The sequence below is a fragment of the Streptomyces sp. NPDC048197 genome, assembly GCF_043202395.1.
Classification (GTDB): Bacteria; Actinomycetota; Actinomycetes; order Streptomycetales; family Streptomycetaceae; genus Streptomyces; species Streptomyces siderophoricus.
This window is the reverse complement of sequence record NZ_JBIDAJ010000011.1, coordinates 119,558-140,816: the sequence shown is the minus strand read 5'-3', so window position 1 is coordinate 140,816 and position 21,259 is coordinate 119,558. Positions and strand designations below refer to the sequence as shown.

The following is a 21,259-nucleotide window of genomic DNA, read 5'->3' as shown; positions in this document are numbered from 1 at the left end:
GGCCGGGCCGCGCCCGCCACGCCGAGGGGGCTCAGGGACGGGCGCGGCCGGTCCCCGGGCCCCCTTCCGTGCGGAGTTCACCGGGGCGTACGGCGGTGGCCCGTACGGTCCGTGGGGGGCTGTCCCGGAAGTGCAGGGTGAGGGTGAGCCGGTCGCCGGGGGTGAGCCGCGGCGGCGGGCTGATCATGATGTCCAGGGTGGTCGGCGTCATCCGCAGGGTGCCGCCGGCCGGGACGGCGGCGGTGGGGACCATGGCCATGCTGCGGGCGTTGTGGCCGATGTCGACGGAGCGGCCGAGCATCGCCCGGTGCCCCTCGGGGCCGGTGACTCCGGTCAGGACGTCGTCCGCGCCGCCGGTGTTGCGGACGGTGACGAACGCGGCGGTGGCCTCGGGGCCGGACGGGACCAGGACCCGGCCGTCGGTGACCGTCATCCGGGCCGGGGTGCCGGCCCGGCCCGCCGCCGTCCAGGCGGTGAGGGCGCCGAGGGTCGCCAGGCAGGTGAGCAGCGGTACGGCGACGGTGGCCGCGGGCAGCCGTGTCATGTGGTCTCCCGGTGTGCGGTGGGGGTGCGGCGGCCGGTGCCGGGGCCCGGCCGGGCCGGTCCGCCGCCGGGCCGCCAGGCGCGCAGCCTGAGGCTGTTGCCGACGACGAGCAGGGAGCTGGCGGACATCGCCGCGGCGGCGAGCATCGGATTGAGCAGGCCGACGGCGGCGAGCGGCACGGTGACCAGGTTGTAGCCGAAGGCCCAGACGAGGTTGGCCCGGATGGTGCCCAGGGTGCGCCGGGCCAGGCGTACCGCGTCGGCGACGGCCTGGAGGTCCTCGCGGACGAGGGTGACGTCCGCGGCGCCGATCGCGACGTCGGTGCCGCTGCCCATGGCGATGCCGAGGTCGGCCAGGGCCAGGGCGGCCGCGTCGTTGACGCCGTCGCCGACCACCGCGACCCGGGCGCCCTGCTGCTGGAGGGTGGTGACGAGGGCGGCCTTGTCCTCGGGCGTCACGTCGGCGTGCAGTTCGGTGATGGCGAGGTGGCCGGCGACCGCGCGGGCGGTGGCGGCGCGGTCGCCGGTGGCCAGGACCGGGCGCAGGCCCAGCCGGCGCAGGTGGTCAACGGCGCGGTAGCTGTCGGGGCGCAGCGCGTCGCCGACCGCGAGGACGGCCTCGGGGGTGCCGTCGACGGTGACCAGGACGGCGGTGTGGCCGGCGGTTCCGGCGTCGCGTACCGCGTCCGGGAGCGGGGCCGGCAGGCCTGCCGGGTCGCCGGGCCGGGCGACCTCCACCCGGTGCCCGTCCGTGGTGCCGCGTACGCCGTGGCCGGGCAGGGCGGTGAACTCGCGGACGGCGGGCAGGGGTTGGGCGGGGTCCCGGTTGCGGGCGCAGGCGGTGACGGCGCGGGCCAGCGGGTGTTCCGAGCCCTGTTCGACGCCGGCCGCCAGCCGCAGCGCGGTGTCCTGGCCGAGGCCGTCGGTGCGGGCGGTGACGGCGGTGACGGTCATCCGGCCGGTGGTCAGGGTGCCGGTCTTGTCGAGGACGACGGTGTCGATCCGGCGCAGCCGTTCCAGCGCCTGCGGGCCGCGGACCAGGATGCCGAGCTGGGCGCCGCGGCCGGTGGCCGCGAGCAGGGCGGTCGGGGTGGCCAGGCCCAGGGCGCACGGGCAGGCCACGACGAGGACGGCGACCGCGGCGGTGACCGCGGCCTGCGGGTCGGCCCCGGCGCCGAGCCAGAAGCCCAGGACGCTGACCGAGACGGTCAGCACCGCGGGGACGAAGACCGCGGCCACCGCGTCGGCCAGCCGCTGGATCCGGGTCTTGCCGGTCTGGGCGTCCTCGACGAGCCGGGTGATCCGGGCGAGCTGGGTGTCGGCGCCGACCGCGTCGGCCCGTACCTCCAGCAGGCCGCCGGAGTTGACCGCGCCGCCGACCACCGTCGAGCCCGGTCCGACCTCGACCGGGCGGCTCTCGCCGGTGATCAGGGCCAGGTCCAGGGCGGAACCGCCCTCGACGACGGTGCCGTCGGTGGCGACCCGCTCCCCGGGCCGGACCAGGAAGTGGTCGCCGGCCCGCAGGTGCTCCACCGGGATGCGCCGCTCCTCCCCCGCGACCCGTACCGCGACGTCCTTGGCGGCGAGTTCGGCCAGCGCCCGCAGCGCGGCGCCGGTGCCGCGCCGGGCCCTGGCCTCCATGTGCCGCCCGGCCAGCACGAACAGCGGTACGCCGACGGCGGCTTCGAGGTAGAGGTGCGCCTGGCCGTCACCGGCGGCGGGCAGCAGGCTGAACGGCATCGTCATGCCGGGCGCGCCCGCCCCGCCGAGGAACAGCGCCCAGGTCGACCAGCCGAAGGACGCGGCGACGCCGAGCGAGACCAGGGTGTCCATGGTGGCGGCGCCGTGCCGCAGTCCGCGCAGCGCACGGGCGTGGAAGGGGGCGGCGCCCCATACGGCGACCGGGGCGGCGAGCACGAAGCACAGCCACTGCCAGTGGCGGAACTGCCAGCCGGGCACCATCGACAGGACGAGAACGGGCAGCGAGAGCAGGGCGGTGACCAGCAGCCGGTGGCGGGCGCCGGGGGTGTCGACGTCCGGCGTGGTCGGCCGGTGCTCGCCGTCCGGGGGTTGCGGCACCTCCGGTTCCGGTGGCTGCGCGGTGAAACCGGCCGCCTCGACGGTGGTGACGAGGTCGTCGACGGACACCGCTTCCGGGTGCCGGACGGTGGCCCGGCCGGTCGCCAGGTTGACCGAGGCCGCGACGCCGTCCAGCCGGCCGAGTTTCCGCTCGACCCGGCCCACGCAGGCGGCGCAGGTCATCCCGCCGATGGTGAGGGTGGTCGTACGGGCGGTCATCGCGGTGCCCCCACGAGGAGCGGGCGGGGCGCGGGGGCGCCCATCCCGGGCATCTGGCCCATGTCTCCGTGGTCGGCGGGAGCCCGGTCGCCGCCGCGGGTGCCGCCGGCCGGGTGCAGACCCGGCGCGACCGGGCCGGCGAGCGTACCGGCCGCGTAGGACAGCGCGAAGAGGACAGCCAGCAGGGCGATGAATCCGAGCACCGGCCGGGCGGGCAGCAAACGGGCGGCGGCGGTGCGGTGCGGGGGCCGACGGCGGTCGGCCGGAGAACGGGACATCGCGTCATCGTGGCAGGTGGACACGGGGTGCAGCGGCCGATCGGGGGGCCTTTGGCACGTGAGGTTCATCCTGTCCCGGCTCCGGAACCCGGTGGTGTCACCGGCCGACTAACTGGGTTTGCGCGCACCCCCGTTCGCCCTCCGTCGCTCCCCGCTTCCGCCGGATTCTTCGGCACCCGGCGGGAACTCGACGCGCCCGGCGACCGACCTCTCCCACGCCGTGCCGTTCGCGCACGGCGGTCACCGGTCAGTGCCGTGGAGGAACACCCATGTCCAGATTGCCCGAGCCCGTCGAGCTCTACGGGGCGGACCACACCCGGGATCCGTATCCGCTCTACGCCGAGCTGCGGGAGCGCGGCCCGGTGCACCGGGTGCGGTTCCCCAGCGGGGTGTGCGCCTGGCTCGTCACCGGGTACGAGGCCGCCCATCAGGCGCTGACCGACCCGCGGTTGGGCAAACACCACTCCCGGGGCAACGCGGCCTGGCGGGCCCGCGCCTCGATCATGCCCGAGCCGCAGCACTCACAGCTCCAGGTGCATCTGCTGCACCAGGACCCGCCCCGGCACACCGCGCTGCGCCGGCTGCTCACCGACACCTTCGCCCCCTCCCGCGTCGAGGCGCTCCGGCCCCGGTTCCAGGAGCGGGCCGAGGCCCTGCTCGACGGGCTGCCGGAGAGCGGCACCGCGGACCTCGTCGAGACCTTCGCGGCCCGTTTCCCCTTCCAGGTGCTCGCCGAAGTGATCGGCCTGCCCGAGGAGTTGGCGAACGGCTTCGACCGGGACTGGGGGAAGGTGGTCCAGCCGGTGGGGCCCACGGACCCGGGCCGGCCGGCCTACGAGGCGCGGCTGCGCGGGCTGCAGCGGTACATCGCCGGCCTGGTCGCGCACAAGCGCCGGGAGCGGGGCACGGATCTGCTGTCCCGGCTGGTGGCCGCGTGCGACGACGGCCGGATCGAGCCGGCGGAGCTGGATTCGATGATCTTCCAGCTGCTGGTGGCCGGGCAGGAACCGGTCACGAACCAGATCACCACGGCCCTGGTCGCCCTGCTGCGCCATCCGCGGCAGCTCGCCGAACTGGCCGCCCGTCCGGAGCTGCTGCCGCGTGCGGTCGAGGAACTGCTGCGGTACGACAGTGCCTTCGAGCTGACGACCTGGCGGTTCTTCGCCGAGGACGCCGATCTGCACGGGACCCGGGTGCCGGCCGGCGACTCGGTCATCGTGTCGCTGTGCGCGGCGAACCGGGATCCGCGCCGGTTCGCCGACGCCGACCGCCTCGACCTCGACCGCTCCCCCCGGTCGCATCTGGCCTTCGGCCACGGCATCCACTTCTGCCCCGGTGCCGCGCTCGCCCGGATCGAGCTCGCGATCGCCCTGGAGACGCTGCTGCGACGGCTGCCCGGGCTCCGGCTCGCCACCTCGGACGACCAACTGGCCTGGATCCCGGCGGTGTTGGCGCGGGGCGTCGACCGGCTGCCGGTGACGTACGGGGCCGGAGAGAACACCGGTGGGGACACCGGTGGGGACACCGGCGGGGCGGCCTCCGGGGGCGGCTGCCCGTTCACCGCGGGGCGGTTCGCGGGCGGGGCGGCCGCCGCGTGCTGACCCACCCCGACGGTGTGCTGCCCGCCCGTCCCGCCGCCGCCCCGCCGCCCGCCGACCCCGGGGCGGTGTGCGCGGCGGTGCCCGCCGTCCTCCTGCCGTACCGGCGGATGCTGGACGCCGCGGGAGGGGACGGGCCGGAGGCGTTCCCCGAGCAGCACCGGCAGCTCATGGGCCCGGTGGCGGCGGGCCGGCCGATCGTGTTCACGCTCCCGGGCTTCCCCTGCAAGTCGCCGAACCCGGCCAAGGTGCTCGGCCCACTCCCCGACGAGGGCGAGCGACTGGCCCTGCGCTTCCTGGACGCGCTCTGCGCCCGGATCGAGGCCGTCCACCCGCCCGGCGCACGGGTGATCATCTGCTCCGACGGGCATGTCTTCAGCGACCTCATCCACGTCCCCGACCGCACCGTCGACGCCTACGGTGACGCGCTGCGCGCCCTGATCCGGGCCGAGGGGCTGACCCGGCTGGACGTGTTCGACCTGCGGGCGGTGTACGGCCCCGGGCTGTCGTACGACGCCCTGCGGGCGCTGGTCGACGAACGGCACGCCCCCACGCTGGAGGCGCTGCGCGCCCAGGCCCGCAGTCACGAGCCGACCCGCCGGCTGTACCGGGGCACCACCCGGTTCCTCTTCGAGGACACCGCCGCGTTCGCCGGCACCCGTTCGGCCCTGCAGCGTGACTGCCGCCGGCGCGCGTACGGCGTGATGCGGCGCAGCCGGGCCTGGGGCGAGCTGGTCGGCCGCCATCACCCGGGCGCGGTCCGGCTGTCGATCCATCCGCAGCCGCGCGGCTCGGCGAAGTTCGGGATCCGGCTGCTGGCGGCGCCGGACGTCTGGCTGACGCCCTGGCACTCGTGCGTGCTGGAACACCCGGACGGCAGGCGGGAGTTGCGGCACCGGGCGGAGGCCGAGCGGCTCGGGCGGCCGGTGCTCCGGGACGGCCGGCCGAGCCACTTCGTGGCGGCGGGGTGAGGAGAGGGGAGGGCGGTCGGTGTGACCTCCCTCCCCCGTCGGTTGACCCTGCCCCGTCAGCCGCACTCCGCGGGCAGCGGCGCCCGGTGGTCGTAGGCGATCAACAGGTCGCCGGTGAGGGGGTGTGCGGTCACCGCGGCGCGTACGCCGAAGACCTCGGCCAGCAGGTCCGGGGTGAGCACCGCGCGCGGGGTGCCGGAGGCCACCACCCGGCCGCCGTGCAGCACGTGCAGCCGGTCGCAGAGAGAGGCCGCGGCGTTGAGGTCGTGCAGCGAGATCAGCGTGGTGCGGCGGCGGTCGCGCAGCAGGGTGAGCAGTTCGACCTGGTGGCGGATGTCGAGGTGGTTGGTGGGTTCGTCCAGCACCAGCACCTCCGGGTCCTGGGCGAACGCCCGGGCCAGCAGGGCGCGTTGGCGTTCGCCGCCGGAGAGGGCGGAGAACCTCCGGGCCTCCTGCCCGGCGAGTCCGACGGCGGCCAGCGCGTGCGCCGCCCGTTCCCGGTCCGCGCCGTCGTCCCCCTCGAAGGCCCGCTTGTAGGGGGTCCGCCCCATCATCACGACCTCGCGGACGGTCAGTTCGAAGTCGCTGCCGCGTTCCTGGGGCAGCGCGGCGACCTGCCGTGCGGTCCGGCCGGGCGTGAGCGTGCGCAGGTCGGTGCCGGCCAGCAGGACGCGACCGGAGGTGGGCCGCAGATGGCGGTAGACGGTCCGCAGGACGGTCGACTTGCCGCTGCCGTTGGGGCCGACGAGCCCGGCGATCTCGCCGGCGGCGGCCATCAGGTGCACCCCGGCGACGACGTTGCGGCCCGCGTAGCCGACGTGCAGGTCCTCGATGGCGACGTTCACCGGTCGGCCGCCGTCCGCCGGTCCAGCACGAACAGCAGGGCGGGCGCGCCGATCAGCGCGGTGACCACCCCGACCGGCAGTTCCTGGGTGTCCATGGCCGTACGGCACACCAGGTCCACCACGACCAGCAGCAGCGCCCCGGTCAGCGCGGACAGCGGCAGCAGCCGGCGGTGGTCGCCGCCGATGACCAGCCGGCACAGGTGCGGCACCATCAGGCCGACGAAGCCGACGGCGCCGGAGACCGCGACCAGGACGCCGGTCAGCAGGCTGGTGACCACGAACAACTCGCGGCGCAGCCGGGTCACCGGCACGCCCACGCCGGCGGCGGTCTCGTCGCCCATGAGCAGGGCGTTCATGGCGCGGGCCCGGGCCTGGAGGGCCAGCAGCCCGGTCGCGACGGCGAGCAGCGGCAGCCCCAGCAGGCTCCAGGTGGCCCCGCTGAGGCTGCCCATCAGCCAGAACAGCACGCTGCGGGTCTGCTGCTCGTCGCCGGTCTGCAGGACCAGGTAGCTGGTGAACCCGGAGAGGAACTGGCCGACGCCCACCCCGGCCAGCACCAGCCGCAGCGGCGAGAAGCCCCCGGGGGAGGTACCACCGCGCCGGGCCAGGCACCACACCAGCGCGAACGCGGCCAGTGCGCCGGCGAAGGCGGCCGCGGACAGCCCCAGGCCGAGCAGTCCGCCGGTGCTCGCGCCCAGCACGATCGCGGCGACCGCGCCGAGCGAGGCGCCGTTGGAGATGCCCAGCAGGTACGGGTCGGCCAGCGGGTTGCGGACCAGCGCCTGGGTCGCGGTTCCCACCAGACCGAGGCCGGCGCCCACCAGGGCGGCCAACAGGGCGCGGGGGACGCGGAGTTGCCAGACGATGAGGTCGTCGGTGCCCGGCCTGGGCGGCGCGCCGCCCAGGCGTCGCAGGACGACCGACCAGACCTCCGCGGGCAGGATGGCGGTGGCGCCGACGGAGACCGCGGTGGTCAGGGCCGCCAGCAGCGTGATGCCCAGGGCGAGGGCGAGCAGCCCGGCGCGCGGGGTCCGGCGCGCGGTCCGGTCGTCCGCCTCCGTGCGGCCGGGGGCGTCGGCGAGGACGGATGTCACCGGTGGGCCCCCCGGAACCGTTCCGGGTAGAGCGTGTGCGCGATCTCCTCGACCGTGTCGGCGGTGCCGACCCCGGCGATCGTGGTCCGCTCCGAACCGATCCGCAGGAAGTGCCCCTTCTTCACCGCGGTCAGTCCCTTGGTGGCGGGGAAGCTCTTCAGGAACGCCGCCGCGTCGTCGAAGGCGCGGGAGGTGGCCGCGGCGTCGCCCCGGTTGCGCACCCCGAGCTGGATCCAGTCCGGGTCCTTGGCGACCACGTCCTCCCAGGAGACCGGCCGGAAGTCGCCGTCGCAGCCGGCGAAGACGTTGCGGGCGCCGGCCTGGGTGAGGACGGCGTGGGCGACCTGCTTGCGGCAGACCGCGAGGGGCTGTTTGGTGCCGGCGTCGTAGTCGAAGAAGAAGTACGTCGGCCGCTGCTGCTCGGGGACGGTGCCGACGGCCTTCCGCACGGCGGCGACCTTGGCCCGCATGCCCGCGACGAGCTGCTCGGCCCGGTCGGCCGTACCGGTGACCGCGCCGAGCCGCCGGATGTCGCCCGCCACCCCGGTGAGGTCCCGCTGCGGCTGCTTCGCCATGGGCGCGCAGGCGGTGGAGGCGAGGTAGAGGTGCTTGATGCCGGCCGCCGCGAACTCGTCGTCGGTGGGTGCGTCCCCGGCGCCGCCCATGTGGCCCATCGAGGCGAAGGTGTCGATGTAGAGGTCGGCTCCCGAGCCGAGCAGCTTCTCCTTGGGGATGAGGTGCTTGCCGAGGACGGGCACCTTGCGGGCGCGGGCGTCGAGGTCCGCGGGCAGGGTGCCCTTGCCCGGGGGGAAGCCGGTGCCGATGACGCGGTCGCCGGCGCCCAGCCGGAGCAGCATCTCCAGGGCGGCGGCGTTGCTGGTGACGATTCTGCGCGGCGGGGCGGTGAAGGTGGTCTTCGTGCCCTTGCAGTCGGCGATCCGCACCGGGAATCCGGCGCCGCCGCGGCCGGCGGCGTCCGGGCCGGTGTCCGCTCCCCCGCCGCCGCACGCGGTGGCGGTCAGTGCCACGACCACGGCCAGACCGCACAACTTCCCAGGACGCATGGTGCTTCTCCCCTACGCTTTTGCGGCCGGTCCGCCCGGCCGGGGGGCCGTGGACCCGGCCCGGCACAGGTAGTCGGCCGGTTCCGGGGTGCGGTTCCGGGACGCGGGGGCTTTTCGCGCGGGGTGGGTGGGTGCGTCTCGTGCGGTCCGGCCCGTTCAGTCGTCGAAGCCGCTGCCCTGGGGGCCGTAGAGGTCGAGCAGCCGGGTGCGGGTGCCGTGCAGCCGGCGGGAGAGGGTCTCGGCGACGTAGCGGTACACTGCGCGGCCGAGGACCGGATCGCGTTCGCACAGCTCACGGACCGCGGCGGCGTCGAACTCGACCGCCTCCACCGGGCCGACGGTCCGTGCGCCGAGGTGCCACAGGTAGGGCGGGAACAGCCAGGACCAGCCGAGGAGTTCGTCCCGGCCGAGGGTTTCCACGACGGCCGGCTGGCGGCCGGGGACGTGCTGGTCGAGCGCGACCTGGCCGCTGCGGACGATCCAGAACCGGTCCGCCCGCCGGCCCTCCTCGAAGATCCGGGTGGCGCGGGGCAGCGCCACCTCGCGGGCGAGCTCGGTCAGCATCCGCCGCTGCTCGGGGGGCATCGCGTCGAACAGGTTGCGCGCCGTGGCCATCTCATCCTCCGTCCGATGGTTGGCACGATATGCCGTGGACGGCGGGGAGAGCGGGAACGGCTCGTCCGGCGGTGCGGCCGTTCCCGGACGGGCGGTGCGGTCCCGGGTGGGTCAGGTCAGCTGGCGGCGCACCAGGTCGTGCAGATGGCCGCCGGTGTCGGCGAGGAGTTCGGCCGGGGCGCCCTGCTCGACGATCCGGCCGTCCGCCATGACGATCACCCGGTCGGCGTCCATGACGGTGGAGAGCCGGTGGGCGATCACCAGGCGGCTGGCGCTGAGCTTGCGGGTGCTGTCGATGACGATGCGCTGGGTCTCGTTGTCCAGGGCGCTGGTGGCCTCGTCGAAGAAGAGGATCCGCGGCCGCCGGACCAGGGCCTGGGCGATCATCAGGCGCTGCCGCTGTCCGCCGGAGATCGCGCCGCCGCCGGAGATCATGGTGTGCAGGCCCATCGGCATCCGCTTGATGTCCTCGGCCAGGCCCGCCATCTCGGCGGCCGCCCAGGCCTCCTCCTGGGTGAAGGACTCGGCGCCGCAGATGCAGTCCAGGATGGAGCCGGTGAGCGGCTGGGCGTTCTGCAGGACGACGCCGCACTGGCGGCGGACCGCGGCCTGGTCCAGGGCGCCGAGGTCCTGGCCGTCGTAGAGGACGCTGCCGGAGGTGGGCCGGTCGAAGCCGATCAGCAGCCGCAGCAGGGTGGACTTGCCGCAGCCGCTGGGGCCGACGACGGCGACGAATTCGCCGGGGCGGACCTGGAGGGAGATGTCGTCGAGGACCAGCGGGCCGTCGTCGGTGTAGCGGAAGGAGAGCTTCTTGGCCTCGATGGCGCCGGTGAGGGTGCCGGGCTGGGCGCTGGCGCCGCGTACCTCCGGTGCCTCGTCCAGCACCGGCCGGATCTCTTCGAACATCGGCAGGGCGGCGGCGGCCGAGACGAAGGCGCCGGTGATCTGGGTGACCGAGGTCAGCAGCATGGTGACCGAGGTGTTGAAGGTGAGGAACGAGCCGGCCGACATGGTGCCGCGGGCCGGGCCGGCCAGCAGCATGAACAGGGTCAGCGAGCACAGCGGCAGGTAGACGGCGTTGAGGACGGTGGTGAGGTTCTTGATCCGGCCGGCCTTCTGCTGGAGCTCCCGGGACCGGGCGAACTCCCGGGCCCACGCGGCGTAGGCGAAGCTCTCGGCCGCGGCGACCCGCAGCTTGGGCAGTCCGCGCAGGGTCTGGAACGCCTGGTTGTTGAGCTTGTTGGACAGCTTGATCAGCCGTCGTTGCCAGCGCAGCTCCCACAGCCCCATGGTGAGGAACACCGCTCCGATGACGAGCAGCATGCCGAGCGCGGCGAGCGCCAGCGGCACGCTGTAGACGAGGAGCAGGACGAGGTTCATCGCGCCGATGGTGGTGGACTGCACGGCGACCGGGCCGATGCCGGACAGCACCCGGCGGATGGCGCTGATGCCCATCGCGGCACTGGCCAGTTCGCCGGTGGAGCGTTCGGTGAAGAACCTGGTCGGCAGGCGCAGCAGCCGGTCCCAGACGGCCGGTTGCAGGGCGCTCTCGATGCGGCCCTCCATGCGCAGCACGGTGAGGCTCTGCAGCAGCATGAAGGCGGCGGAGACCACGCTGCTGATGATGACGGCCAGCGCCACCTGCACGATCAGGCCCTTGTCGGCGGCCGGGACGTACACCCCGAGGACCTTGCCGGTGGCGATCGGGACGAGGGCGCCGAGGGCGACCGTCACCAGTCCGCTGAGGGCCAGGTTGCGTACGTCGGTGCGGGTGCCGCGCAGGCTGAAGCGCATCAGCCGCCACAGGTTCATCGGCCGCTCGGGCAGCGGGCGGTAGAACATGACGGCGCGGGCCTCGAACTCGTCGGCGTTGTCCTTGCCGATCCGCATCCGCAGGCCGGAGACGGGGTTGACCGCCTCGTAGCGTCCGCGGCGCCACAGCAGCGCCACGGGGGCGCCGGACTTGGCGCGGTGGCCGACCAGGGGGCCGGTGTCGGTCCGCCACCAGGTGCCGGTGAGCCGGACCGCGCGGGTGCGGACCCGGGAGCTGACCGCGATCCGTTCGACGGGGCTGATGCGGTCGTTGACGGCGCCGCCCCTGGGGGGTTCGGTCAGGGTGATCCCGGCGGCCTCGGCGACCGTGCGGCAGACCGCGAAGGTGGTGTCGTCGCCGGCCCGGTCCGTCCCGGCGCCGCCCCGCCCGGCGCGGTCCTGGCGGCCGATGGAGGCCAGCAGCGCCTGGTCGGCGCGTTCGCGGACGGCCTCACCGGCCTTGATGCCGGCCGCCGTACGGTCCTCGTGGGCGCGCTCCAGCTGCTCGATCCAGCGGTCGACGGCGGACAGCAGCCGGTACTGCTGGTTGACCATCCGCTGCCACAGCTCGGGGTCGACGAGCAGGTCGGCGGCGGCCTCCGCGCTGTAGGAGGCGCCGTACTGGACGCTGCCGGGCGGGACCGGCATCCACAGGACGTCGTCGTCGGCCACCGCCTCGTCACCGGGCCGGCCGTCCAGCGGGGCCTCGAAGAGCACGCCCAGGCTGCGGGCCGTGCCCAGCGCGAAGGCGTGCTCCAGCGGGCCGTACGCCGCGGGGTGGCCGTAGCCGCCGGGCGCGCCGTACAGGGGCTGCGCGCCGGTGTCGGTCTGCTCGCCGTACCCGCCGTAGTCCCAACGGGGCAGCTCGCGCAGCGGTATTCGGCGTACCGCGCAGTCCTGCGAGGGGCGGCCGAGCAGGGTGTGCTGGGGGCCGTCGACCGGGCCGAGGAGCAGGGCGCCGGGTTCGAGCCGGCCGAGGAAGTGCCAGTGGCCCTCGGCCGCGGCGTCGACCGCGAACAGGTCGAGCGCGCCGGCGGTGACCAGCCACAGCACGTGCGGCCCTTCGAGGGGGACGCTGCGCAGTCCGGCGCAGTCGACGTGCGTGCCGAGGCCGCCCAGGGCCTGGGTCACCGCGTCGGTCTCGCCGGGTCCCGCGTGCGGGAACGGAGGCAGGGCTGACACTCAGTGCTCCTTGACCAGCTCGGCGTACGCGCCTCCGGCGGCGACCAGGTCCTCGTGCCGGCCGCGTTCGACGACCACGCCGTGGTCGAGGACGACGATCTCGTCGCTGTCGCGGACGGTGCTGAGCCGGTGGGCGATGACGACGCAGGCGCAGCCGCGCCGCCGCAGGTTGTCCATGATGACCTGTTCGGTCTGCGCGTCGAGGGCGCTGGTGACCTCGTCGAGGACGAGGATGCTGGGGCGCCGGACCAGGGCGCGGGCGATCTCCAGGCGCTGCCGCTGGCCGCCGGAGAAGTTGCGGCCGTCCTGTTCGACCCGGCTGTGGATGCCGTCCGGGCGGCGGGCGATGACGTCGTCGTAGAGGGCGGCGTCCTTGAGGGCGGTGATGACGGCGTCGTCGGGGATGGAGGGGTCCCACAGCGCCACGTTGTCCCGGACCGTTCCCTCGAAGAGGAAGACGTCCTGGTCGACGAAGGAGACGGAGCCGGCGAGCGCGCTGCGGGAGAGGTCCTCCAGGCGCTGTCCGTCGATGCGGATGGTGCCTTCCCAGGGGCTGTAGAGGCCGGATATGAGGCGGGAGACGGTGGACTTGCCGCTGCCGGAGCCGCCGACCAGGGCGACCTGGCGGCCCGGGCCGACGGCCAGGGAGAAGCCGGTGAGCAGCGGTTTGTCCAGCGGGCTGTAGCCGAAGGTGATGTTCTCCAGCGTCACATGGCCCTTGAGCCGGCGGGTGTCGCCGTCCGGGCCCGGCCGGGTGTAGAGGCTGTCGGCGGGGAAGGACTCGACGTCCTTGAGGCGGGCCACGTCGGCGGCGAAGTCCTGGATGCGGCCGGCGACGCCGTTGAGCCGGGTGATGGGCGCGGTGAAGCGGGTGACCAGTGCCTGGAAGGCGACCAGCAGGCCGATGGAGATGTGGCCCTCGACGGCGCGCAGTCCGCCGATCCAGAGGATCAGGGCGCTGTTGAGGGTGGCGAGGGTGGGCGCGACGACGGCCAGCCAGGCGCTGGGGACGCCGAGCCGCTGTTGTTCCTCCAGGGTGGCGGCGTGCTGGCCGGCCCAGCGGCGGAAGTAGCCGTTCTCCCCGCCGGTGGCCTTCATGGTCTCGATGAGCTGCAGGCCGGTGTAGGCGGTGTTGGTGAGCCGGGCGGTGTCGGCGCGGAGTTTGGCGGTGTGGGTGGCGCGCAGCCGGATCACGATCCGCATGGCGACGACGTTGAGCAGGGCGATGCCGACGCCGATGACGGTGAGCTGGGGGTCGTAGGTCCACAGCAGCACGGCATAGAGGATGACGACGATGCCGTCCACGCCGGCGGCGGCGAGGTCGCGGGCGAGAGTTTCGGCGACCGCGTCGTTGGACTGCAGGCGCTGGACCAGGTCGGCGGGGCTGCGCTGGGCGAAGAAGGTGACCGGGAGCCGGAGCAGGTGGCGCAGGAAGCGGGCGCTGGTGAGGGTGGAGGAGATGATCCGGCCGCGCAGCAGGTTGGCCTGTTGCAGTCCGGTGAGGACGGCGGTGAGCGCGACCATCGCGGCCATCGACGCGAAGAGCGGCCCGAGCAGCGAGGTCTGGTTGCCGATCAGGAACATGTCGATGTACGTGCGGCTGAGCGCGGGCACCGCCGCGCCGACCGCGACCAGCAGCAGGCTGGCGAGGAGGGCGGCGAGCAGGGTGCCGGTGGTGCCGCGCATCCGGGCGGGCACGGCGCCGAGGACGCCGGGCCTGCGGCCGCCCTTGCGGAAGGACTCGGACGGTTCGAAGACCAGGGCGACGCCGGTGAAGCTGGTGTCGAAGTCCTCCGTGGGCACGAAGCGGCGGCCCTTGTCGGGGTCGTTGATGTGCACGCCGCGGCGGCCCATCCGGCGGCCCATGCCGTCGTAGACGACGTAGTGGTTGAACTCCCAGAAGAGGATGGCCGGGGCCTGGACCTCGGCGAGCGCGGCGGTTTCCATCTGCATGCCCTTGGCCTGCAGGCCGTAACTGCGGGCGGCCTTGAGCAGGTTGCTGGCGCGGGAGCCGTCGCGGGAGACGCCGCAGGCGATCCGCAGCTCCTCCAGGGGGACGTGGCGTCCGTAGTGGGCGAGCACCATCGCCAGGGAGGCGGCGCCGCATTCCACGGCCTCCATCTGGAGGACGGTGGGGGTGCGGACGGCCTTGACCTTCTTGGGCGGCGGGGGCGGGGCGGCGCGGCGGCGGCGCGCGCCGGGTGCGGCCTCGGGGCGGTGCCGGCCGCGGCCGGGCGGCGGCAGCCGGTCCTGCGGGGGTGCGGAGTCCTGGGATGCGGTCACGGCAGCAGCCAATCGATCGGGTGCTGCGCGGCGAGGTGGACGGCGCCGCTGGCCAGCGTCATGGAGTCGACGGTGTAGGGCGGGCCGTCGGAGGTGGACCAGGCGTAGCCGGACCTGTTCCCGGGGGCGCGGTCGAGCTGTACCAGGACGGCGACCGGCGGGCCGGCCTTGGAGAACTGCTCGCCGAGCTGGCTGCTGCCCAGGTAGGCGCCGATCCGCTGGCGGGTCTGGGCGGTCCGGCCGACGGCCTTGACCCGGCCGCGCAGCACGCCGTACTGCTGGTTCGGCACGGACTGGACGGTGAGGTCGACGGAGGCGCCGACGGGGACGCTCGCGCCGTTCTCGGCCGGTACGTACAGCGTCGCCGTCAGGGGGTCGCCGGCGTGTGCCACGCGTTCGACGGAGGCCACGTCCGCGCCGGTGGTGACGACCGAGCCGATGGTGGCGACCATCGAGGTCAGCCGGCCGGCGGCGATCGCGCGGACGACGGCGGTGCCCCGTGCGGTGCGGACCTTGAGGACCGGGGCGCCCGCGGCCACCTGCCGGCCTTCCTGGGCGAGTACGGCGGTGACCTGTCCCGCCACGGGGCTCTGCAGGACGTAGCTGCCCTGGCCGTGGGTGAGGATCCCGGGTGCGGTGAGGGTGGAGGAGACGGTGCCGGTGACCGCCCATACGGCGGCGGCGAGCAGGCAGAGGACCGTGACGATCAGGACGAGCAGTCCCTGTGGCCGGGCGAAGCGCACCGGCAGATCGATCTCCTCGGGCGACTGCAGCTTGGAAAGGGCCTGTTGGCGGAACTGCACGACACTCTTCCCTCAACTGCAAAGGACTGTCAGGACGTAACGGGCACGGCGCCCGTCGGGGCCGCCGCGGTGGGGCCGAGCGTACGGTGTCCGGTCCGGGGCTCGACAGCCGGGTGCCCCGGAACCCGGCGAAGGCCTGGCGGTTCCGGGGCATCCGGCCGGCATGTCGGCAAGGAGGGGACGCCGACCTGCCGTTCGGTCTTTAGAGACCGGCGACGAGGCCCGTGACCTGGCCGGTGTTGACGCCGGTCAGACCCTCGACGGTGCCGGTGACGGTGCCCAGGGTGCCGCCGACGTTGAGGCCCGTGGCGCCGTCAACGGTGGAGGTGGCGGTGCCGGCCAGGCTGCCCACGAGGCCACCGGCCACGTTGTCCAGCTCGCTGTCGGCGATTTCCTGGGTCTGAATCTCGCGCATGATGATTCCTTTCGGATACATATCTCAAATAGCTGCGGCCGAGCCGTCCGCAGGGCGGTCCGGCCGCGGTAGCGGTCGCCGGGGCCCTCGAAATCGAGAACCTCTGCGCGACTTCCGCAGTGCGAAGGATCAAAGCATGCAGGTGGGTTGTGCTGCTAATCGGACTACGGCCGATCCGGACCGCTTCGAACCTCTCAATTACCTGACGTGGACGCCCGTCCATGAATTAGTGGCAGCTTCTTCACAACCTCTGCGGTTTGCGTTCGCCCAGCCTGCCGACGACCCGTCAGGCGAACAGGACATTCCCCCATCAAACCGCTTACGTGCAGGTCAGCGCCGGGGAGGGCAGCGGGAGGCGGTGTGCCGGCTGCGCAATCGGTGTGCAGATTCCTTGGAGACACACAGTTTTTACGGCACCGATCGGCGGGTGCCCGCAGAACTCCGGCGAGCACCCGGGGAGCCCTCCGCCGAATGTTGCGCAAGCTTTAACGTCGCCCGATTTACCCGGAGTTACGGGGGTGGTATCGCGCCCCTTGAACACCTTGCACGGATTCTTCGGCACTATCCGTACGGCATTCCCATGGAATCGGATCGACCGCCCCGAGAACGGACATAGCCGCATAACGGCACGCCGTCCGACTCGGCGGGAATGGGCGTTTTGGAGCCGTACCGCCCCCGGGCGGCGGACGGCCGGCGGGCCCGGTGGCAGCCGGTGTCCGGTTGCGGCACGGTGAAAGGGACCCGCGGGGACCGGCGCACCCGGAAGGAGCCGTACGTGGAGCCCGTCGACGCGCTGGAGCGGATCGCGTTCCTGCTGGAACGGCAGGGCGCGGCGACCTACCGGGTACAGGCGTTCCGCGGGGCGGCAGCCGCCCTGGGCGCGCTGTCGGACGACGAGGTGCGCGACCGGGCGCGGCAGGGCACGCTGGTCCGTCTCAAGGGGCTGGGGCCCAAGACCACCCGGGTGGTCGAAGAGGCGCTGGCGGGCGTGCGGCCCACCTATCTGGCGCATCTGGAGGACGAGGCCGGCGCCCCGCTGGTCGAGGGGGAGCAGGGGCAGCGGCTGCGGCGGGCCCTGCGCGGCGACTGCCATCTGCACTCGGACTGGTCGGACGGCGGCAGCCCGGTGGACGTGATGGCCCGGGCCGCCCGCGACCTGGGGCACGAGTGGTGCGTGCTGACCGACCACTCCCCCCGGCTCACCGTCGCCCGCGGGCTGTCCCCGCAACGGCTGCGGGAGCAGCTGGAGCTGGTGGCAGAGGTGAACGCGCAGCTGGCGCCGTTCCGGCTGCTGACCGGGATCGAGTGCGACATCCTCGACGACGGCTCCCTGGACCAGGAACCGGAGCTGCTGGAGCGGCTCGACGTGGTGGTGGCCTCGGTGCACTCCAAGCTCCGGATGGACAGGGCGCCGATGACCCGGCGGATGGTGGCCGCGGTGCGCAATCCCCTGGTGGACGTCCTCGGGCACTGCACCGGGCGGCTGCTGACCGGGCGGGGCCGCCCGGAGTCGGAGTTCGACGCCGACGAGGTCTTCGCGGCCTGTGCCGAACACCGCACCGCGGTGGAGATCAACTGCCGCCCCGAGCGGCTGGATCCGCCGCGCCGGCTGCTGCGCCGGGCGGTCGCGGCCGGGACGCTGTTCTCCGTCGACACCGACGCGCACGCCCCGGGCCAGCTGGACTGGCAGATCTACGGCTGCGCCCGCGCCGAGGAGTGCGGCGTACCGGCGGACCGGGTCATCAACACCTGGACCGAGCGCCAGTTGACCACCTGGACGGCCACCGGACGCACCCCGCGCTGAACGGCCCGCTCCTCAGGCCGCCGACGGCGCCGGGGCGGTGCGGCCGGGCGCGGCGGGGGCCGGGGTGAGCCGCAGCGTCACCACGTAACCGACCACGACGGCGACGATCACCAGCGGCATCACGGTGAGTCCGCTGCGGCCCATCAGCAGCGTCGCCATCAGCACCGACGTCATCGGCAGCCGGAGCATGGCCACCGCCATCGCCCCGACGCCCATCGCGAACGCCGGTGTGAGCGACAGGCCCGGCAGGTGCGACAGCACCACCCCGCCGGCCGCGCCGAGGAACAGCGCCGGGAAGATCGGCCCGCCCCGGAAGGCGCTCAGCGACACGCAGTACGCCAGGCCCTTGCCCAGGAGGAGCAGCAGCAGCGCCGCCATCGAGTATCCGGCGCTGTCGTGGAACAGCGTCCCCAGCGCCGACTGGCCCGAGAAGAGCAGCTCTTGGGCGGGCTTGCCGGTGGCGGCGGAGAAGCCCACCGCCAGCGCGCCCACCACCAGCCCCATCAGCACCGTGGCCGGTACCCGGTGGCGGGCCACCCGCTGCTTGAGCCGGAGCGCCAGCCGCCGGACCCCGGTGCCGGCGAACCCGGCGGCCACCCCGAGGACCAGGGCCCAGCCGAATTCCGGGAGGGTGGGCCCGGTGGCCCGCGGGACGTCGTGCAGCGCGAGGGAGTACGTGCCGAGCCCGGTCCAGTCCCCCAGCCCGGTGAAGACCAGCGCCCCGATGCCCGACGCGAGCAGGCCGGGCACCAGCATCATGCCCAGCATCGGGCCGGCCAGCCCGGAGACCTCCATCAGCAGGAACGCGCCCAGCAGCGGCGACCCGAGCAGCGCGCTGATCGCGGCGAAGCTGCCGGCCGCACCCACCGCGGCCACCGTCCCGGCGTCCGTCCGCCGCCCGGTCAGCCGGGCGGCGCCCGCGGCCAGCCCGCCGCCCAGGGCGATCAGCGGTGCCTCCGGGCCGAGCACCGCGCCGAAGGCGAGCGAGGCCAGCGCGGCGAGCGCGACGCCGGGCAGTGCGGACAGCGCGGGCGGGCCGCCGAGCGCCAGTCCGTCGGCCGGTTCGTGGCCGCCGTTGCCGGGCAGGTGGCGGACGGCCAGCCCGGTCACCAGCCCGGCGAGCGCGAGCAGCGGCAGTGGCCACCACAGCGGCGCGCCGGCGAAGCCCAGTGCCCGCGGCAGGTCGTCGTAGAGCAGCGGTTCCAGGGCGTGGACGACGGCGAGGAAGCCGAACGCGACCAGGCAGACCGGGAACCCGATCACCGCCGAGGTCAGCAGCAGCTTCGGATAGCCGCGGGTGCGCACCGGTGCGTAGGGATCGGGGGGCGCGGCGGCCGGCGGTGTGCCGTCCGGGCCGGTGGGGCCGCCCGGGCCGGTGGGACCGCTCTGGCCGGTGGGGCCGACCGACATCGCCTCGCCTCCTCGCCGCAGCCGGGACGAGCCTGCCACGGCCGGACCGGGCGGCCCGGAAGGACGCCGTCCGGATCAGCCCGAAGCACCCGAACGCCGGTCAGCCCTGCGCGGCCGCCGCCTCCCGGAGCGCGGTCAGGACGGGGTGGAACAGGGGATGGTCCTCGGCCCCGCGGCGTACCGCGGCGAAGACCCGGCGGGTGGGGGCGACATCGTCGAGGGGGCGGACGACGACGCCGGTCAGGTCCATGTCGCGCAGCGCCGAGCGGGGCACGAGCGCCACCCCGGCCGCGGCCGAGGCGAGCGCGACCACCGCCCGGAAGTCGTCGGAGGAGTGTTCCAGCCGGGGCTGGAAACCGGCGTACTCGCAGGCCAGGACGACCACGTCGTGGCAGGGGTTGCCGGGGTAGGGGCCGATCCAGGGGTCGCCGGCGAGGTCGGCGACGGCGACCCGGTCGGCCTCGGCCAGGCGGTGGCCGGGCGGGAGGACCGCGTCGAAGGGTTCGGCGTAGAGCGGGACCCGGGTGAGCCGGGGATCGTCCGCGCGGGGCGCGCCCCGGTATTCGACGGCCACCGCGACGTCGACCTGCCGGTCGAGGACCATCCGCAGGCTGGCGTCGCCCTCGGCGTCCTGGACGCGGACCCGTATGCCCGGCGCGCAGCCGGCCAGCGCGGTCAGCGCGGGCGCGACGACCAGGCCGATGCCGGTGGCGAAGGACGCGACGGTGACCGTGCCGGCCTCGCCCGAGCCGTACGCGGCGAGCTCGGACTCGGCGCGTTCCAGCTGGGCGAGGACGGCGTTGGCGTGGCTGAGCAGGATGTCGCCCGCGGGGGTCAGCCGGACGCCGCGGGCGCTGCGCTCCACCAGGCGGTGGCCGGTCTCCTGCTCCAGCGCGGCCAGTTGCTGGGACACCGCCGAGGGCGTGAGGTAGAGCGCGGCGGCCGCGGCGGTGACCGTGCGGTGGTCGGCCACCGCACGGAGGATGTGCAGCCGGCGTGCTTCGATCATGCGGTCAATTATCCCAAGCCGGACGCGCCGGTCAGGACTCCAGTTCCGCCCGGGCGGCCACGAAGGCGTCCACGGCACGGTTGACATCGTCCGTCGAGTGCGCGGCGGACAGCTGGACGCGGATCCGGGCCTGGCCCTGCGGCACGACCGGGTACGAGAAGCCGATCACGTACACCCCGCGCTCCAGCAGCAGCTCCGCCAGCCGGGCCGCCCGGGCGGCGTCGCCGATCATGACGGGCGCGATGGCGTGGTCGCCGGGGAGGACGTCGAAGCCCTCCTCGGTCATCCGGGAGCGGAACAGCGCGGTGTTGGCGTGCAGCCGCTCGCGCAGGTCACCGGCCGACTCCAGCAGGTCGAGCACCTTGAGCGAGGCCGCGGCGATCACCGGGGCGAGCGAGTTGGAGAAGAGGTACGGCCGCGAGCGCTGGCGCAGCAGGGCGACGATCTCCGCGCGGGCCGCGACGTAGCCGCCGGAGGCGCCGCCGAGCGCCTTGCCGAGGGTGCCGGTGATGATGTCGACGCGGTCCATGACCCCGTGGAGTTCGGGGGTGCCGCGGCCGCCGGCGCCGACGAAGCCGACCGCGTGCGAGTCGTCGACCATCACCATCGCGTCGTAGGCGTCGGCCAGGTCGCAGATCTCGCGCAGCGGCGCCACATAGCCGTCCATGGAGAAGACGCCGTCGGTGACGATCAGCTTGCGGCCCGCGCCGCCCTCGGTGGCCTCCTTCAACTGCCGTTCCAGATCGGCCAGGTCACGGTTGGCGTAGCGGAAGCGGCGGGCCTTGCACAGCCGGATGCCGTCGATGATGGAGGCGTGGTTGAGGGCGTCGGAGATGACCGCGTCGTCCGGGCCGAGCAGGGTCTCGAAGACGCCGCCGTTGGCGTCGAAGCAGGAGGAGTACAGGATGGTGTCCTCCTGGCCGAGGAACGCGGACAGCCGCGCCTCCAGCTCCTTGTGCACCTCCTGCGTGCCGCAGATGAAGCGCACGGACGCCATGCCGTAGCCCCAGCGGTCCAACGCCTCGTGGGCGGCCGCGACGACCTCGGGGTGGTCGGCGAGACCGAGGTAGTTGTTGGCGCAGAAGTTGAGGACCTCACCGGGGTTGCCCCCGGCGGTGACGCCGACGGTCGCCGACTGGGGCGTGCCGATGACCCGCTCGGGCTTGTGCAGGCCGGCGGCGACGATCTCGTCGAGGGTGCCGCGCAGTTCGTCGCGTACGGAGTGGAACATCAGG

The 21,259-nt window shown here is 74.3% G+C and carries 17 protein-coding genes; 3 read left to right on the top strand and 14 right to left on the bottom strand.

What is annotated here, in order from left to right; translation table 11 throughout:
* Positions 1-31: 31 nt before the first annotated feature.
* The 3 genes from ACGF4C_RS17455 to ACGF4C_RS17445 are packed head-to-tail and all read right to left on the bottom strand — an operon-like array spanning position 32 to position 3,119.
* Complete coding sequence (locus tag ACGF4C_RS17455) at positions 32-544, bottom strand: copper chaperone PCu(A)C (protein ID WP_393567122.1); 513 nt, start codon at positions 542-544, stop codon at positions 32-34.
* Positions 541-2,841: a heavy metal translocating P-type ATPase gene (locus ACGF4C_RS17450; RefSeq protein WP_393567121.1), complete on the bottom strand. Its 2,301-nt coding sequence runs from the start codon at positions 2,839-2,841 to the stop codon at positions 541-543. Before ACGF4C_RS17450 ends, ACGF4C_RS17455 begins: the two co-directional genes overlap by 4 nt.
* Positions 2,838-3,119 carry a hypothetical protein gene (locus tag ACGF4C_RS17445; RefSeq protein WP_393567119.1) on the bottom strand — a complete coding sequence of 94 codons (282 nt, stop codon included), beginning with the start codon at positions 3,117-3,119 and terminating at the stop codon, positions 2,838-2,840. The genes ACGF4C_RS17450 and ACGF4C_RS17445 overlap by 4 nt, the downstream gene beginning before the upstream one ends.
* A 269-nt stretch (positions 3,120-3,388) precedes the next feature.
* Here ACGF4C_RS17445 and ACGF4C_RS17440 point away from each other — a divergent pair, with 269 nt between their 5' ends.
* A complete protein-coding gene (locus tag ACGF4C_RS17440; RefSeq protein WP_393567117.1) occupies positions 3,389-4,720 on the top strand; it encodes a cytochrome P450 in 1,332 nt (443 codons plus the stop codon).
* A complete protein-coding gene (locus ACGF4C_RS17435) occupies positions 4,714-5,688 on the top strand; it encodes an L-tyrosine/L-tryptophan isonitrile synthase family protein (RefSeq protein WP_393567115.1) in 975 nt (324 codons plus the stop codon). The genes ACGF4C_RS17440 and ACGF4C_RS17435 overlap by 7 nt, the downstream gene beginning before the upstream one ends.
* Positions 5,689-5,744: 56 nt before the next feature.
* Here the strand turns inward: ACGF4C_RS17435 and ACGF4C_RS17430 are convergent, their stop codons facing one another.
* The 8 genes from ACGF4C_RS17430 to ACGF4C_RS17395 form a co-directional block, all read right to left on the bottom strand.
* On the bottom strand, positions 5,745-6,533 hold the full coding sequence (locus ACGF4C_RS17430; RefSeq protein WP_393567113.1) for an ABC transporter ATP-binding protein: 789 nt from the start codon (positions 6,531-6,533) through the stop codon (positions 5,745-5,747).
* Positions 6,530-7,627 (bottom strand): FecCD family ABC transporter permease, encoded by a 1,098-nt coding sequence (locus tag ACGF4C_RS17425; RefSeq protein WP_393567111.1) that lies wholly within the window; start codon positions 7,625-7,627, stop codon positions 6,530-6,532. The genes ACGF4C_RS17430 and ACGF4C_RS17425 overlap by 4 nt, the downstream gene beginning before the upstream one ends.
* The gene (locus tag ACGF4C_RS17420) at positions 7,624-8,691 is read right to left on the bottom strand and encodes an ABC transporter substrate-binding protein (RefSeq protein WP_393567109.1); all 1,068 of its coding nucleotides are present in this window, start codon (positions 8,689-8,691) and stop codon (positions 7,624-7,626) included. Before ACGF4C_RS17420 ends, ACGF4C_RS17425 begins: the two co-directional genes overlap by 4 nt.
* Positions 8,692-8,847: 156 nt before the next feature.
* A complete protein-coding gene (locus tag ACGF4C_RS17415; protein WP_393567107.1) occupies positions 8,848-9,306 on the bottom strand; it encodes a cyclic nucleotide-binding domain-containing protein in 459 nt (152 codons plus the stop codon).
* A 111-nt stretch (positions 9,307-9,417) separates the two neighbouring features.
* On the bottom strand, positions 9,418-12,300 hold the full coding sequence (locus ACGF4C_RS17410; protein ID WP_393567105.1) for an NHLP bacteriocin export ABC transporter permease/ATPase subunit: 2,883 nt from the start codon (positions 12,298-12,300) through the stop codon (positions 9,418-9,420).
* The gene (locus ACGF4C_RS17405; RefSeq protein ID WP_393567104.1) at positions 12,301-14,583 is read right to left on the bottom strand and encodes an NHLP family bacteriocin export ABC transporter peptidase/permease/ATPase subunit; all 2,283 of its coding nucleotides are present in this window, start codon (positions 14,581-14,583) and stop codon (positions 12,301-12,303) included. It abuts the gene before it with no gap.
* Positions 14,580-15,386 carry an HlyD family efflux transporter periplasmic adaptor subunit gene (locus tag ACGF4C_RS17400; protein ID WP_393567102.1) on the bottom strand — a complete coding sequence of 269 codons (807 nt, stop codon included), beginning with the start codon at positions 15,384-15,386 and terminating at the stop codon, positions 14,580-14,582. Before ACGF4C_RS17400 ends, ACGF4C_RS17405 begins: the two co-directional genes overlap by 4 nt.
* 202 nt (positions 15,387-15,588) lie before the next feature.
* A complete protein-coding gene (locus ACGF4C_RS17395) occupies positions 15,589-15,801 on the bottom strand; it encodes a hypothetical protein (RefSeq protein WP_030800074.1) in 213 nt (70 codons plus the stop codon).
* A 775-nt stretch (positions 15,802-16,576) separates the two neighbouring features.
* On the opposite strand from ACGF4C_RS17395, the gene ACGF4C_RS17390 reads away from it, so the two are divergent.
* Entirely contained in the window at positions 16,577-17,605 is a 1,029-nt protein-coding gene (locus ACGF4C_RS17390; RefSeq protein WP_393567101.1) for a PHP domain-containing protein, read from the top strand.
* A gap of 12 nt (positions 17,606-17,617) precedes the next feature.
* Here ACGF4C_RS17390 and ACGF4C_RS17385 read toward each other — a convergent pair whose 3' ends face one another.
* The 3 genes from ACGF4C_RS17385 to ACGF4C_RS17375 all read right to left on the bottom strand — a co-directional run bounded on the left by ACGF4C_RS17385 (position 17,618) and on the right by ACGF4C_RS17375 (position 21,255).
* Entirely contained in the window at positions 17,618-19,015 is a 1,398-nt protein-coding gene (locus ACGF4C_RS17385) for a chloride channel protein (RefSeq protein WP_393567100.1), read from the bottom strand.
* Positions 19,016-19,115: 100 nt separating this feature from the next.
* Positions 19,116-20,024, bottom strand: coding sequence for a LysR family transcriptional regulator (locus tag ACGF4C_RS17380; protein WP_030411089.1), 909 nt, complete (start codon positions 20,022-20,024; stop codon positions 19,116-19,118).
* Between the two features lie 31 nt (positions 20,025-20,055).
* Positions 20,056-21,255, bottom strand: a complete 1,200-nt coding sequence (locus tag ACGF4C_RS17375) for a glycine C-acetyltransferase (RefSeq protein ID WP_393567099.1) — start codon at positions 21,253-21,255, stop codon at positions 20,056-20,058.
* Positions 21,256-21,259: the final 4 nt, after the last annotated feature.

Excerpts from the sequence above, each read along its gene's own strand:
- ACGF4C_RS17455 (WP_393567122.1), bottom strand. The coding sequence starts at position 544 with ATGACACGGCTGCCCGCGGCCACCGTCGCCGTACCGCTGCTCACCTGC.
- ACGF4C_RS17450 (WP_393567121.1), bottom strand. The coding sequence starts at position 2,841 with ATGACCGCCCGTACGACCACCCTCACCATCGGCGGGATGACCTGCGCC.
- ACGF4C_RS17445 (WP_393567119.1), bottom strand. The coding sequence starts at position 3,119 with ATGTCCCGTTCTCCGGCCGACCGCCGTCGGCCCCCGCACCGCACCGCC.
- ACGF4C_RS17440 (WP_393567117.1), top strand. The coding sequence starts at position 3,389 with ATGTCCAGATTGCCCGAGCCCGTCGAGCTCTACGGGGCGGACCACACC.
- ACGF4C_RS17420 (WP_393567109.1), bottom strand. The coding sequence starts at position 8,691 with ATGCGTCCTGGGAAGTTGTGCGGTCTGGCCGTGGTCGTGGCACTGACC.
- ACGF4C_RS17415 (WP_393567107.1), bottom strand. The coding sequence starts at position 9,306 with ATGGCCACGGCGCGCAACCTGTTCGACGCGATGCCCCCCGAGCAGCGG.
- ACGF4C_RS17395 (WP_030800074.1), bottom strand. The coding sequence starts at position 15,801 with ATGCGCGAGATTCAGACCCAGGAAATCGCCGACAGCGAGCTGGACAAC.
- ACGF4C_RS17385 (WP_393567100.1), bottom strand. The coding sequence starts at position 19,015 with ATGTCGGTCGGCCCCACCGGCCAGAGCGGTCCCACCGGCCCGGGCGGC.
- ACGF4C_RS17380 (WP_030411089.1), bottom strand. The coding sequence starts at position 20,024 with ATGATCGAAGCACGCCGGCTGCACATCCTCCGTGCGGTGGCCGACCAC.
- ACGF4C_RS17375 (WP_393567099.1), bottom strand. The coding sequence starts at position 21,255 with ATGTTCCACTCCGTACGCGACGAACTGCGCGGCACCCTCGACGAGATC.